The organism is Kiloniella sp., from assembly GCF_048259265.1.
In the GTDB taxonomy this organism is placed as follows: Bacteria; Pseudomonadota; Alphaproteobacteria; order Kiloniellales; family Kiloniellaceae; genus Kiloniella.
The window spans coordinates 168468-183064 of the sequence record NZ_JBLXHT010000006.1 but is presented as its reverse complement, the minus strand read 5'-3'; the positions used below and the strand labels follow the sequence as shown (position 1 = coordinate 183064).

Genomic DNA, 14597 nt, shown 5'->3' with positions numbered 1-14597 from the left:
AGGATATAACTTCTGGACATCAGATCCATCGGGTCGCCAAGAACAAAAAAAGCAAGGCCTCTACAGAGGCCGTCAGGAGAAATCACATGAAACTAAGCAGACGCTCTTTACTGGCTTCTGCTGCGCTAATCCCCTTGGCAGGACAGGCACAGGCGTTAAGCCTGGGGTCAGGTTCGCGGGTATTTAGCGAAGCAGTTCGTCAGATTGGTGGTGTGGTTGATATCGCCGATCATATGGTCCGTGCAGTCGAGACTGAATTCCTCGCCGTCTATGGACAGGACGCCATGAATAGCTTCATCCAGCTGGTTGACGGGCGGTCTATAACCGAGGCTCTGATTAACGCCAATGATAATTTCAAGGAACAAACAAAGCTGATTGCCCGGGTGCTTTACACTGGGGAAATCACGCGCACGGATGATAAAGGCAACAGTACGACAACGGTTCCTTATTACCCTTGGTCCTTAGCCTGGTCATCCCTTGCCTTTGCTAAGGCCCCCGGTATTTGTGGTGGCCCCAAGTTTGGTCACTGGACGCACGGTCCTCTTCAAGGGGGAGAAATGTAATGACTGAAGAAAACAAAATGAACGCTGATGTCGTTATCATTGGTGCAGGTATGGCCGGGGCGCATCTGGCCCGATCCTTACGCGAAAAAGGCATAGATGTCCTAATCTTGGAAGCTGGCGACAGACGTCCGCGCGGTGACTTCCTCAAGGTGTTTTACGAAAATCCGGTCAAAGGCCCGCAAGCCCCCTATCCAAGTATTCCGTCCGCACCTCACCCAGAAGACAACGGTTACGCTGACTTTTACGTACAAGACAAAGACACGCTAAACGAAAACCTCTTTATCGGGGCTTATCTGCGCATATTTGGCGGAACCACGTGGCACTGGACAGGTTTCGCAGATCGCCTGCGTCCGGCAGACTTTCGTATGAAAAGCTTATACGGCGTCGCCGAGGACTGGCCCATTGATTATGAGCTGCTAGAACCCTTTTATGAGGTTGCTGAAAAACGCTGGGGTGTTGCGGGTGACCCCAATCACGTTTGGGGTGCCCCACGAAAAACGCCATACCAAATGCCTCCTATTCCCGAAACTTATCTTGATAAGCAAGTCACCAAAGCACTTTCCAAGATGGGCTTGCATTCGGCAATTTTCTCTCATGCCCGGAACTCTGTGATCTATGATAATCGTCCGGTTTGCTGTGGCAACAATACCTGTGTGCCAATCTGCCCTATCGGCGCCAAATACGACGCTTCTGTGGATGCACAAAAGGCCGAAGAAGAAGGCGCACGCGTAGAGGTCAACGCCCTTGTCACCTTTATGGAAGTTGATAAAAATCAGAAGATCACCCGTGTCAAAGTTCAAAAGCCGGATGGATCAACCTTCTGGGTTGGCGGCAAGGCCTTTGCTCTTTGTGGCCACGCCATCGAAAACCCAAGACTTTTGCTGAACTCAAAACAGGAAACCGCAAACAAAGGCGTTGCCAATTCGTCTGATTCCGTTGGGCGTTATCTGCTAACCCAAGCAAATCAGGACACCACCGGATTTACCCCAGACCCGGTCTTCCCTTATCGCGGACCACAACAGACGTCTGGTCTGGTAGAACGCCGTGATGGTGAGTTCAGAAGCGAGATGGCCGCCATCGGTACGTCCTTTATGAACAACGGCTGGTCAGGAAACAGTGACGCCATCAACATGGCGCATGATCTTATCGATCAAGGCGTCATCGGGGCAGATCTATCAAAACAGATTAACGAAAACGTTTCACGTCACTTACGTTTGAATTCATCGGCAGAGGTTTTGCCGGATCGAAACAACCGTCTAGAGCTTTCCGATCAAATGGATACCGCTGGCATTCCCAAGCCCAAGATTACCTTCAAGATGGATGACTATACCAAAGAAGGTCTCAAGGTCGGTCTGGACATCAATCTCGAAGTTTTCAAAAACATGGGCGCGACAGAGGTCAAACACAACGATCCTTACCTGTCCAATGCCATTATTGGCGGCACGACACGCATGGGCACTGATGTTAAAACATCTGTGGTCAATGCCGATCTGGTTGCTCATGACCATGATAATCTGTACATCATAGGTTCTAGCAGCCATGTGACGACACCTGTCAATGCACCGTCCCTGACCATTGCTGCGCTTGCCGTACGTGCGGCTGGTCATATGGAAAAGAAACTGGCCGAAATGCCATAAATGATAAGATCGCTATGACGAAACAATCACGATGACCAGTCCGGTACTTGCCCCATGAATAAGATTTTAACGAATAAGGTTTTAGCTGAATGAACAAGTTGCTTGGCGTTGTCAGCTTGGCAATTCTTTCCTTTGTCTTCCTCGGGAACGCGTTGAAATCGGTTGTTACCTCTACCGTTTTTGTTTCCGAGGGCGAATTTGCCAGCTTTTTGAATATCTCGGTCGACAAAACCCAAATTTTGGTCGAACTGTTGATCGGTAGCTCAGTCATGGCACTTGCTGTAGCTCCTTTTCTTCTGACCCGTCAACGGGCACAAAAGATCGCCACCATTTCTGCATTGGTTGCCGGGGCCTGTTATGCCTTACTGGGACTGACCATGACAATCGGGCCATCCCTATACGTCCGCGAGTTAATGGTCATCACCACCTTTGCCCTCGGCGGCTTTTTCATCTCGTTCTTTGCCCCCATCGCACAGCTAGCCATCAACAATGTGGATAATGAGCGAGAGCGGGTTTTCCTGACAACGGTCTGGACGTCGGCACAACCTGTCGCCTTTTTGATTACACCACAGTTGGTTAAATACGTTGCGCTGGATATCGGAACTGGAAATTACTTCCTGATTTTTGCCATTTTCCCAATCTTTTACCTGTTTCTCACCCGAACCGTTTTAAAGACCGTCACAGATCAAAACACACGTCGAACAGCAGAACAAAACAAACCGCTGGAAAGTGACCGAATTGACTGGCGCACCATTGGCTTTATCATCGTCGCGATTGCAGCATTCGAAGCATGGACCCTATCCAATTCCCTTGCGGGCGTTATCTCGCCCATCAGTCTTTCATTGATGGTAGCATTTTTTGTGATTGCGGGAATTTCCAGCATTTACCTCAAAAGAAGACAACAAAAAACAAAGGCACTCAATAGCTCCACAACATCTGTCCCCAAGGGCCTGCCGCCAACAGCGACCTTCTTGCTGATTGGCCTTTTTATTATGGAAATTCCCTCTACAGGTTTTTTTGACGGGGCCTATCTTGTTCGACATCTTTGCGCACCGGGATTGATCGAAGATCGCGCTTCGTTAGGTGCTGCCGCCCAGATTGCAGCCGTCGCCCTTGGCGGCGCACTTTTTGTCCGCTGGCCCCGCATAATGCCCGCCTTGCTCATCCTTGGCATTCTGCTGTTACTCGTCGGATCACTTGGATTTATTCGTTATCCAGACCTGCCCGTTGATGCCGCTTTCTTCTATTCTTCTAAAATGGTTTCGTCAGCGGGCATGGGACTGGTGACGACCATCATCGTTGGTGTTGTCATGGCTGAATGCCGTGGGAACCCGGTTATGGCGCTGTTACCTGCCCTCGTCATCATGTTCGGTACTGAATTTGGCCTTGAGATACTGGAAATCGTTTATCAAGGGGCCAAACTTTATGGCTTGGCAGAAGTCGAAACCTATCGCGCCATCTTTATCGCGCAAGTCATCGTCATTGTTGTTGCCTTGATCCCCTGTATCGAAGGTTTGTATCTCAGGCACAAACAACTCAAAGCGTCACAAATCGCGACAACTTCATAAGGATACCGCCATTATGATTGAAACTTATAAAATCCTTGAAGACACGCCAGAACGCATTACCTACCAATACAGTTCTCTTTTGACCTGGGGGATTTTCGTCGCCCTAAGCATTGGTTTAGCCGGGGTTTTTCTCGGGATATTTTTGTTACAGGTACTCTGCGGTATTGCGATGGTGATTTACCTCTATATCGGTTTCACAAAGGTCAATCCCGTTAACAAAAAGGTCCGCGCTGCCCTGCGCGACGGGACCCTTACGATGGAAGGCAGCAAGTATTCCTTTCAGCGTCCCTTATGCCTGACAATCACACACAGCAATACAGAGTAATCGATGAGCAAAACAGATTTACCAATTCTGGAACAACGCCGAATAGAAGCAAATATCATCAAGCCAATCTATGATGAAATGATTGCCGAAGTCGGGGTTGAACGGGCGAAGTCAATTTTGAAAAATGCCATTGTTAAAAATGCGATCTCACACGGCAAAGCCTATGCAGACACGCAAGAAAAAGACACATCACTGTTAAGTTTTCATGCTCTGTTGCCACAGTGGATGGCAAATGGTGCGCTAGAAATTGATATCCTACAGGAAAACGAAAACAACGTAGATTATAACGTGACGCGTTGCCGCTTTGCAGAAATGTACGCTGAAATGGGCTTAGGCGAAATCGGTCACATTCTGTCCTGTAGCAGGGATGGCACCTTTTGCACAGGCTATGACCCCAAAATAAAACTGGACCGCAGCCAAACGATTATGGAAGGCGCAAGCCATTGTGACTTTCGCTATCACTACAGCTCAGATGATGGCCCAAATCATAACGGTCCAAGCCACGAAGATCGTGGCGATGACAAGGACACCTAAAAATTAGGCCTTGAAGCAACAGTTTTCCCCATTGCTTCAAGGCCATTATTTACCACCAGATATATCACTGGCACATATCACCGGATATGAGAAACTATTCTGTCTGGAATAATTATCCCAACACATCCAAACTATCTGAATCCAACAACGACTTAATTGCGTCCAGTTCAGAAATACCGCCGTTTAATAGGTTCACATTATCCAGTTCAATCGTAACGTTATCGCCACCCGGTAATGCGCCATTACTATCAACGGTAATGGTTGTATCCGACCCATTAGTCGAAACATTAAGATAATCATCCAGTGCAGCAGCAAGTTCAGAATTATCAGTTGCAGCAGCCAATGATCCATCATCCAGTAGCAACTCGCTCAGGTCCAGAACATCGCCCTGTCCAACATTAAAGCCGACAATCGTATCTGTATCACCAGCATCTGCGCCAGAGAACTGGTAAGTATCGGCCCCTGATCCACCGTTCAGTGTATCATCACCAGCACCACCGATCAGAAGATCGTCGCCGCTTTCACCGGATAGAATATCGTTACCAATACCACCGATCAGCGTGTCGTCACCGTCGCCAGTCCACATTCTGTCGTTGCCAGCGCCACCATCAACGGTGTCATTGCCAGACCCATTATAGCGATCATCAAAAGTATCATTGCCACCACCTAATGAAATTTCGTTATCTGCGGCACTACCATATACGTAATCGCCGAAATCAGTTGCGACCAAATTATCGATACCTTCAAGGCTATCATCGCTGATCAGTTCTTTCGAAAGCCCGACTTGGCCTTTTATCTCGGCATTATTCGCACCGCCAGAAGGTGCATTGGCACCACCAACCGGACCACCGTCATAATCTAGGAATGCCTGAATACCCGCAGTTGCGGTTGAATAGTCAGCATTGGCACCATCCACGACCAGACTTAACGTGCTGGATGTTGTATCGCCGTCGCCATCTGTGATTTCATAGGTAAAGACATCTGTGCCTGTACCCTGTTCTTCTGTGGTAAAGCTAACCTGACGCACAAAATAATCAGATGAATCACCGCGACTGCTTCCGCCATTGGCATAGCCAACAGCATCGAACACCAGATACTGGAACTTAACGCCCCCGGTATCAATTGTCGCGGTGCCCACATTGCTGTCGTTATAATCAATTGTCGGGTCGTTTAGAATGCCTGATGCAACCTTGTTGCCATCGGAATCATAGGCCGTCCACTGCCCCTGTTCACCCTGATTTTCTGTTTTATAAAGGTTAGAAACCGTGACCGTGGCTGATGTTGCATCCGCTTGCAGATCAATAACCAGCTTTTCGCTTTCACCAGTTACCGCGTCATGATTGATCTGGGTCGGTGCAGGCGATCCACCGGATACACCAATACCGCGACTGCCAAATGTTACATTTGCACCTGTGCTAGCCAAAGCATCAAAATCAGGTGTGTCGCTCATGCCATAGGCATAGAGCTTAACATCGCCCCAATCACTACTGCGACCACCCGTTCCCGAACGTCCAACAGAAAAATCACCACCAGCCTGATACCCTGTCGCCGTATAGGTATAAGCACCATCTGCGGAAATTTGTAGCGTACCGTTCGTGCCAACGATCTCTGTCACACCATCTGCAGCAACAGCATGTTCTTTACCGTCAAAAGTAACCGATGTAATCGTCCCACCATCAGCACCGACACCGTCGTTATCAAGCACATTACCTGTTACTGATGTATTTGTACCCGTACCCGCCAAGGTTTCACTATCGGCAACTGCCACAGGAACGTCGTCTTCAATTGTAACGGTAACCGCAGTTTCAAGAACAACCTCATCACCATCAGTATCAAAAGCCTTGAAAGCACCTGAAATATCAAGATCAAGTGACTGACCATCATCATTGGCAGGGGTATTCGGTGTATGATCAATTTGATCTTTAAGAGCAAAGTTAAAATCGTCACCATCTTTGGTTAGCTCAAAAACAACGCGCTCACCATCACCAGAACCTGTGACACCTTGAACAGCAATAACCGTCCCCGAACCATCGGTAATGACTTTATAACTAACCGCTTCACCCTGGGAGGTTACACCAACCGGGCCAGCGATATTTTCGTTAAAATCAAATCCGCCAAGACCGTCCGTTCCGGCATCAACCGTCGTCGCCAAAGCTTCAGAGGAGATTGTAATCTCAGACGTCTGACCTTGGCCAGATTCAGCATTCGCCCCTTTTAGGGCATCTTCGTGAACTTCGACATTTACAGGCGCCACGTCATTATTAACTGGCACACCGTTCAGCGCAGCCAAGGTTTCTTCGTCGCCATCGTCAAGCAGATTAAAATTAAGTTCGGTACGGCCTAATGTGTCCTGTGCGTCCAATAGATCAACAAGATCACCCGTCTCATCATCATACTGACTGCCACCACCACCTTGTGGACCAGCACCTGCACCTGCAGCTGTTTCCAAAGTGTCTCCGGCGTTCAGTGCCTGTGCCTGACCAATCAGAAGACCTGCGGAAAGTTCAACACCACCGATAATCAGAACTGGTGCATCAGCGCCCTGGGATGCGTCGACAAGATTTTCAAAAACAATACGGCTATCGGATGTCCCATCGCCGTTATTGTCAAAGGTCAATACAAAGTTATTGCCCTCAATAACCGGGGTTGCACCAGAAGCATCAAAGTTCAGATTGGCTGTTTGGCCTTTGCCAAGCGTAATTGTCGATGTCTCGCCCGCGTTCGGTACAGCAACATCAATAACTGTTGCCGCCTGACCTACAAGCTGTTCTTGCCCGACTTCACCAGATACGTCACCCGACACGCCGTCAGTAGATTGGGTAGAGATCACTTCGCTTGCAACTTGGTTCAACACATTCACCATTATCTAAATTTATATCTAAAACTCTTTGTTCTATCCGCCATCTAAAAACAGATCAGCCAAAGAGCTTTTTGCACAGATATAACTTAGCTGAAATTGCAAGTTTTAAGTAGAAAAATATCTAAAAAAACAACACCAATATGTATGATATAAATTTAATAATTATGCTATTTTTGTCTTTAATTTTATATAGTTAGGAAAAACACCCAATTATATAAAATTAGATATAAATACGCGATAAACATACAACAAATACACGATAAAAATCATTTAGATTTGTAACAAATTGACCTTTGATTTTTGGGCGCCCTTGCATGTCATTAAAAGCAATTTCATCCCCGTCTAACCACTCCCTAAAAACGCCTCAATAGATAGTGCAACCTTAAAACTGGACACACTGGATTTAGTAAAAAAAGCCCCGAACAGATTGTTCGAGGCTTTTTTTAAAGTCTTCCAATACCAGACACTTTTGTCTGGAAGGTTATGAAAAGAACTTAACCTGTGATATCAGCAACATTGATTGTGTATTCCTCATTATCAAGGATAACCTTAATCTGGCTGGTACCATCAAGTCCTTGAAGGAACGCAACAGTTTCATAATCACTGCCTGCACCATCCGCATTAACCTTGAGCTCGATACCACCGCGACCATTATCAAAGGCCTGAAGATAATCAGAAAGATCACCGCCATTAGCTGCATCATCGAAACTAACCACATCACTTACGTTGATCACATCACCTTCATCAATATCGTAATCTGTAACGACATCACGGTTACTGCTATCTAGTGAACCCGTAAAGCCAAAGATATCAGCCCCTGCACCACCGGTTAGCGTATCGTTACCTTCTCCACCGATAAGGATATCGTCACCAGCACCGCCGATAAGGATGTCATCACCATCACCACCGATCAGGATTTCATCCGCATCTGTGCCAATGATCGTATCACCGTCCTGTACCTCGACAGAAACATTGGCATCATCGCTATCAACACCATCTGCTGCTGTATAGTCAAAGCTGCCTTCTGTTCCCGGACTAACAATCGCAGTACTGTCGATTGAGAGTTCAACCTCGTAATCATTTACACGGTCGCTATCTCTTGCAATCGGAGCATTGTCTTCAACTCTAACAAAAACCTCAATCTGACCACCGGTAGTATTTTCATAGCTACCCGTTGTGAAATCTGGATCCAACTCAACACCTGATGAAGAATAGAGCTTGAAGTCAGGGTTACCTTCTGAAGAAAGCACACTGACGGAAAGAACTTCACCAGCAAGAAGCGTTACTTTGAAAGCATCAGCATCTTTTCGGACTATATTACGATCAGGTCCAAATCGTCTATCGTAATCACGCGCTGATTTGAGGCTTCCTTCAAAGCGGATTTTATGAACGATCTCATTCCCAGCGGAGGTATCTTGAGTCCAATCAATACGTGGCAGATCAATCGCATTTGCAGTCGATCCATTATCATTCGATCCAGAAACATAGTCACCAAAGAACCACCCAAGATTATAACCGTCGCCTGATGCTTCAGTAACAGTCTTCAAGGAACCCGAACCAAAACCAAGTGAAGACACATCGCCACCTTCTAATGTGAAGGAAACAGTCTCACCAGCATGAGAAACAGTGCCGTCAACCGGGTTGCTGACACCATCAACAGTCAGTGTATCGCCATCAACATCCGTATCATTCTGGAGCAATGTCCAATCCGGGATATCAATTTCACCCTGAACATTTGTCAGAACGATATCATCAACAGCAACCGGTGCATCGTTAGAGCCCGTAACAGTAATGGTCGCGGTAGAGTTTGATGACGCCCCATTACTATCACTCATGGTATAATTGATAACCACTGTCGCGGTTTCACCATCAGCCAGATAATCAAAGTCAGCACCTGGATTAAAGACCAATTTGCCAGCAGAGATAGTTGCCGTTGCCGTAGGAGCATCCGGAACACCAGAAGCAAAGCTTACATTATCCAGAGAGAATCTTGCAGGGCTGTCACTATGGTCAACATCGGTGTCATTTGCCAGCACATCAATAGCAACAGACGCATTTTCATCAGTTGTAATTCCTGTATCAGCAACAGCAACCGGCGCGTCGTTGGTACCTTTGATGAAGATCCTCAGCGTCGCTGTATCGCTATCACCATCAGCATCTTCCATACGATAGCTAAATGTCTCAGAAACAGTTTGACCATTAGCCAGTGCCTGAACATTCGCTGCACCATTGTTAAGTATATAGGTGTAGTTACCATCAGCATTGATTGTCAAAGAACCATAAGTACCGACCATTTCGGATGTTGTAGTAACAACGGCACCATCCGCACCTTGATCATCATTTGTAAGCACATTACCGACGGAAACCAGATTGCTATCTTCTTTGAGGATATCAGAAGAATTGGTATCGTAAATAGCTCTAACACCATCATCAGTGATATGGAATTTCAGCGTTGCAGTATCTGTATCACCATCGGCGTCGGTTATAACAATCTCGAAATGTGGTTCTAGTTCATCGCTAATCCCTGTGCGATTTGCATCTGGATGATCAACGGCTTCATGAAGAATAATTTCATAGTTACCATTTTTATCAACCTTAAGTGTGATAACCGGAAGTTCCGCACCATTCGGTCCGATCGCGGCAACACCAGTCAGAACCATGAAGCCACCATCAGCGACAGGATCCCCGAACTCAATATCCTTGCCACCAGAAGTGAACGGTACTTTCGCACCCTGCGCATAATCCGGATCTTTGACAAACTTGAGATCTGTAATTTCAATTGATCCAGCACCATCAGCACCATAAAAACCGCTGAAAGAACCTGTTACTTTATCTGAACCGTTATTGTGAAGATCACTCTCACGAAGGTGATCTGCCGTCGCGTCATTAATATTTGGTCCATCATCATCAATATTCACGCGGATATTTGCTGTCGCCGTATCACCGTCACCATCTGTCACAGTATAGAACAGCGTATTCAGGTTGATGTCTTCGTCATGAGACCCTGTATTTGGGTGTTCAATGCCACGATACTGAGCGAAATACAAATCTGCACTTTCAGAAGATGTCGAATGCGACATATAGGCAACAAAAACAATTTCGCCGCTATCCAAACGTCCGACAACCGTATTTTCATCTTCGCTGTAAAGCTTGATGTCCTGATCTGTCGTTGCATCCTTCAGACCTGATAGCTCACCGTTGTAAGCGTTACCGTCTGCGTTTGTCAGATCAACTTTTCCACCAATTTTGTCTTTACCAAAATCAAAGGAAAGGCTCTCTTTAGCAATAGAAAGTGGATACCCCTGAACAAGGTCAGGGAAATCGCTTGGCATATCACTGACAAAGATTTCATCTGTATTACCCTGAACGCCGGGTGTTTCATCTGTATAAACTACATCTGCCTGGGCAGAAGGACCATCATCATCAATGTTGATCGTGGCAACCGCAGAAGCGGTGTCACCGTCACCATCAGTCAGTGTCACAGTGAAACCAAGTGCGAGCAGGTCATCATGATCCGCAGGTGTAGAACCATCCTGATCGTGATCAAGCTGACGATATTGCGTGAATTCGTATTTACCGTTCGTGGTATCAAATACAAAAGTATAGACGTCATCACCGCCTGTGGTCTCAGCTTCGATTGTGATGAAGCGACCATCAGCAGAAGTCGTCGTTGTCGTCGTAACCGTTTCTGTTGCGGATGTAACACCAGTAGGTGCCTCTACACCAAAACTATGTCCAACAACGTCGGTTCCAATATCAAATGTCATCTGACCAACGGCCACACCACATCCATCAACAGGGTCAGCGCCAGTTATACGAACACGAAGGTTCACATCGTTATAATCGCCATCACCTTTTGGATTACGCAAATCTTCCCAGTTTTGATTACCCGGATAGCGGTTATCCACAACATGTGTAGAACCATCAGGGTTTAGACCAGAGTTAGAGAAGTAAGCAGGCTCCTGACTGCCAGAAAGCGCGTCAGTACCTTTATAAGCAACCCACTTGCCGCCTTCAAATTTGAAAGTAACATCATCACCAGCCGCAAGACCTGTATTTTGGCCATCCCCATTCGGGATCAAGAAGATACCTACGGTCGCACCCTCTGGATAATCAGCTTTGTTAAATGTAACAGAGGTAGAAGTCAGATCATGTGCATCTGGTTGAATGATTTCACCACCAATCGGGTTACCGTCAGCATCGGAAACATAGTATCCGATCGTGTTATGATACCCAGCAGATTCTTGCCCCGCATTGGCAACATCAATCGTTACAGTATCATCAGCACCAAACAGGCTGTAAGTACCATAAAGCGCATCGCTTTCATCCATAGCCGCTGATGACGCTTCAATTGATGGACCATCATCTTCAATTGTAATTGTAGCAGTAGCAGGATCGCTCACATCGCCTTCGCCATCAATTGCCACATAATCCAATGTTAATGATAGCGCATCATCATGTTCACCAGATGAGTTATCACCATCAACACCATGATTGATCTGTTGATACTGAACAAACGTCATTGTCGCTGTACCAGAAGATGTTGTTGGCTGTTCAAGATGTACAGAGAAGACAGCATTGCCATCGCTATCAAGACCCCAAACGATATTAGGATTAGCATCATCGCGTGTCAGGAAGATTGGACTAGAGTTCTCGTCGCCTTCCCCACCAGCTGTCATCCCCGGAACTTCAAAACTGTTATAATCTTCAAAATGCAGTTTTTCTGTGCCAACATCAGATGCATCAGTTGGTGTTGTTGGTCCATCCGTTTTGAAGTCATGTGCAACTTCAGCTTCTGCCTGACCGATAACCGAGCCATGAACACCAACAGTGCTTGCAACCAATGCAGCTGCAACAGCAGCATTCAATGCGGCAACATCGCCTGATCCAGCATCAACACCCTTGGTTTCATCATGAGTAAAGGTCACGCCCTGAACTTCAGGGATATCTTCGATTACCTTGATCGTGTGGCTACCATCAGTTTCTGCACGATTGTTCAGATCAGTCAGCTCATCGCCAGAAAGGTTAGTTTCTACAGCAATGGCTTTCAAACCGATTGTCGCATCCCCATCATCATGGGATGAACCGTCACTCCAACGTGACGATGTCCAATCTTGCGGGTTAAAGGTCAAGTCAATATCAACCAAACCGCCCACGTCATCCAGATCTGTTACATCAATTGTGATGCTATAAGTTGTGTTCAACCCGATATCGCCTGGGTTTTGTCCATCTGCAAGGCCATCTACGGTAAATTCGTAGGCAAATGTCGGGATCCAGTCAGAAGGAATACCGCTCAACACAATTGTGTGGACTTCTGAACCATCAGTGTAATCACCGAAAGTAACATCGACGGGTACAGTGACCTCGGCCTGTTCATCATAAACATTATCTTCAGGGTTTGAACCTGTACCACCCGAGGCAAGAATATTAGCCAACAAGTTAGAGCTATCAGATGTCAACTCGTGTACTTCACCAACGCCCAAATAATCGACCAACGCCTGATATTCAGAAACATAACCAGATGTCGCCATAAAGATCGGAACGATACCTGAAGCATCCAATGCTGCTTTCAGTTGTGCAAGAGATGGGTAATCTTCGTCCAGATCAGCCGTCAAATCACCGTCGCCATCGTTTGCGCCAAGACTAGACGCATCACCCGCTTTGTGGAAAGAATTATCGGTTGTCAGAACAACATATTTCGACGCACCACTGCGGAAACCAAGATCACTTGCGTTCTGAGCCAAGTTCAAAAGAGCTTCAATCTGGCTTTCTGGCCCATCATTACCGCCCGTAGCACTAAAACCATCAACCGCACTTTGAACCGCAGCAAGATCATCTGTTACATTCTCGGCATTCTGGAAAACATAATCAGAACGATCACCATAAGGAGAAAGAGGTTTGTCTTTGAAACTTCCCGTACCGAGGTGTATATCCGCAGAGAATTCACCGCCGTCAATCTTGCCAATCAGACCAGACATAGCAGTACGCACATTCGCTAGATCGTTACTGAAAGACCCGGTCAGATCTTGCAACAGATACATATCGACCAGACCATCGCCATTCAGACCGCCATCATCGCCAAACACAGGCTTATCAGCAGCCGCATCCACGATAGCAACAGCAGTTGCCGGGATCGAAGCGCTATCACCAGAATCAGGATCTGAAATATTTGCTATCGCGTTAACGGTGATATCAGCATCTGAATCAGCTGGCGGTAAAATGAAGATCGCATCATAATCTTCAGGAAGAATTGTTACAGGGAAAGAACCTGCAAAGATATTCGCAGCATCTGTACCACCTATATAGAGCGTAACGCCGTCAGGTAGTGCGTTGATAACGACGGAATCAAGTGTTTCATTATCAGCAGGCGTGAAGTTGAATTCAACCTGCATGGGATATGTACTCTCATCACCCAAATGCTGGTTTGGTTGCCAGTCTTCAAATCCGCCAGAGAAAGTACCGGAAACAAAGTTTTCACCGCCATCATCAGGTATTTCTGTGGTCACTGTCAGGAATGACAGATCAAAAGTACCTTCCGCCGGGTCAGAAATATCTTCTGCGCCCGCCAGTAGACCAAATTCCAAACCAGTACCACCAAGTCCCTGCTGTGCCTGGAGCAGATCGATAATATCGCCTAGATTTTCGTCATAGGTGCTACCGCCACCGCCTTGTGGGCCAGCGCCTGCACCAGCGGCAGTTTCAAGGGTTTCACCATCGACAAGGGCCTGTGCCTGACCGATTAGAAGTCCTGCTGAAAGCTCAATACCGCCAATAACAAGAACGGGTGCGTCTGCACCCTGAGCGTCTTCAACCAAATTCAGAAAAACAATACGACTGTCGGCGCTACCATCACCGTTACTGTCAAAGGTCAGAACAAAGTCATTGCCTTCCAGTACCGGGGTTGCAGCCGTCGCATCAAAGTTCAGGGTTGCTGTCTGACCACGTTCCAAAGAAACAGTCTTGGTTTCACCACCGGTTGGCGCTGTAATTTCAATTGCAGAAGCAGCCTGCCCAACAAGAAGGTCTTGACCTTCTTCACCTGAAACAGTTTCGTTGCCTGTAGTCGCAAAGCCTTCAGTCATAATGTTAGGACCCCTTATCCTAGTTTTT

Annotated in this window: 7 protein-coding genes; 5 read left to right on the top strand and 2 right to left on the bottom strand. The window is 46.9% G+C overall.

The features are described from left to right. Window positions 1-86 precede the first annotated feature (86 nt). The 5 genes from ACN0QW_RS11640 (at window position 87) to ACN0QW_RS11620 (ending at window position 4627) form a co-directional block, all read left to right on the top strand. The gene (locus ACN0QW_RS11640; RefSeq protein ID WP_417431662.1) at window positions 87-563 is read left to right on the top strand and encodes a hypothetical protein; all 477 of its coding nucleotides are present in this window, start codon (window positions 87-89) and stop codon (window positions 561-563) included. After that, a complete protein-coding gene (locus tag ACN0QW_RS11635; RefSeq protein ID WP_417431660.1) occupies window positions 563-2200 on the top strand; it encodes an FAD-dependent oxidoreductase in 1638 nt (545 codons plus the stop codon). Before ACN0QW_RS11640 ends, ACN0QW_RS11635 begins: the two co-directional genes overlap by 1 nt. Window positions 2201-2289: 89 nt before the next feature. Further along, complete coding sequence (locus ACN0QW_RS11630) at window positions 2290-3768, top strand: hypothetical protein (protein ID WP_417431658.1); 1479 nt, start codon at window positions 2290-2292, stop codon at window positions 3766-3768. Between the two features lie 13 nt (window positions 3769-3781). Beyond that, a complete protein-coding gene (locus ACN0QW_RS11625; RefSeq protein ID WP_417431656.1) occupies window positions 3782-4093 on the top strand; it encodes a hypothetical protein in 312 nt (103 codons plus the stop codon). Window positions 4094-4096: 3 nt separating this feature from the next. After that, the gene (locus ACN0QW_RS11620; RefSeq protein WP_299377799.1) at window positions 4097-4627 is read left to right on the top strand and encodes an L-2-amino-thiazoline-4-carboxylic acid hydrolase; all 531 of its coding nucleotides are present in this window, start codon (window positions 4097-4099) and stop codon (window positions 4625-4627) included. Window positions 4628-4739: 112 nt separating this feature from the next. Here ACN0QW_RS11620 and ACN0QW_RS11615 read toward each other — a convergent pair whose 3' ends face one another. Together ACN0QW_RS11615 and ACN0QW_RS11610 are read right to left on the bottom strand one after the other, a co-directional pair. Next, complete coding sequence (locus ACN0QW_RS11615) at window positions 4740-7478, bottom strand: type I secretion C-terminal target domain-containing protein (RefSeq protein WP_417431653.1); 2739 nt, start codon at window positions 7476-7478, stop codon at window positions 4740-4742. Between the two features lie 503 nt (window positions 7479-7981). Further along, window positions 7982-14569 carry a DUF5801 repeats-in-toxin domain-containing protein gene (locus ACN0QW_RS11610; protein WP_417431651.1) on the bottom strand — a complete coding sequence of 2196 codons (6588 nt, stop codon included), beginning with the start codon at window positions 14567-14569 and terminating at the stop codon, window positions 7982-7984. Window positions 14570-14597: the final 28 nt, after the last annotated feature.

Excerpts from the sequence above, each read along its gene's own strand:
- ACN0QW_RS11610 (WP_417431651.1), bottom strand. The coding sequence starts at position 14,569 with ATGACTGAAGGCTTTGCGACTACAGGCAACGAAACTGTTTCAGGTGAA.
- ACN0QW_RS11620 (WP_299377799.1), top strand. The coding sequence starts at position 4,097 with ATGAGCAAAACAGATTTACCAATTCTGGAACAACGCCGAATAGAAGCA.
- ACN0QW_RS11630 (WP_417431658.1), top strand. The coding sequence starts at position 2,290 with ATGAACAAGTTGCTTGGCGTTGTCAGCTTGGCAATTCTTTCCTTTGTC.
- ACN0QW_RS11640 (WP_417431662.1), top strand. The coding sequence starts at position 87 with ATGAAACTAAGCAGACGCTCTTTACTGGCTTCTGCTGCGCTAATCCCC.
- ACN0QW_RS11625 (WP_417431656.1), top strand. The coding sequence starts at position 3,782 with ATGATTGAAACTTATAAAATCCTTGAAGACACGCCAGAACGCATTACC.
- ACN0QW_RS11635 (WP_417431660.1), top strand. The coding sequence starts at position 563 with ATGACTGAAGAAAACAAAATGAACGCTGATGTCGTTATCATTGGTGCA.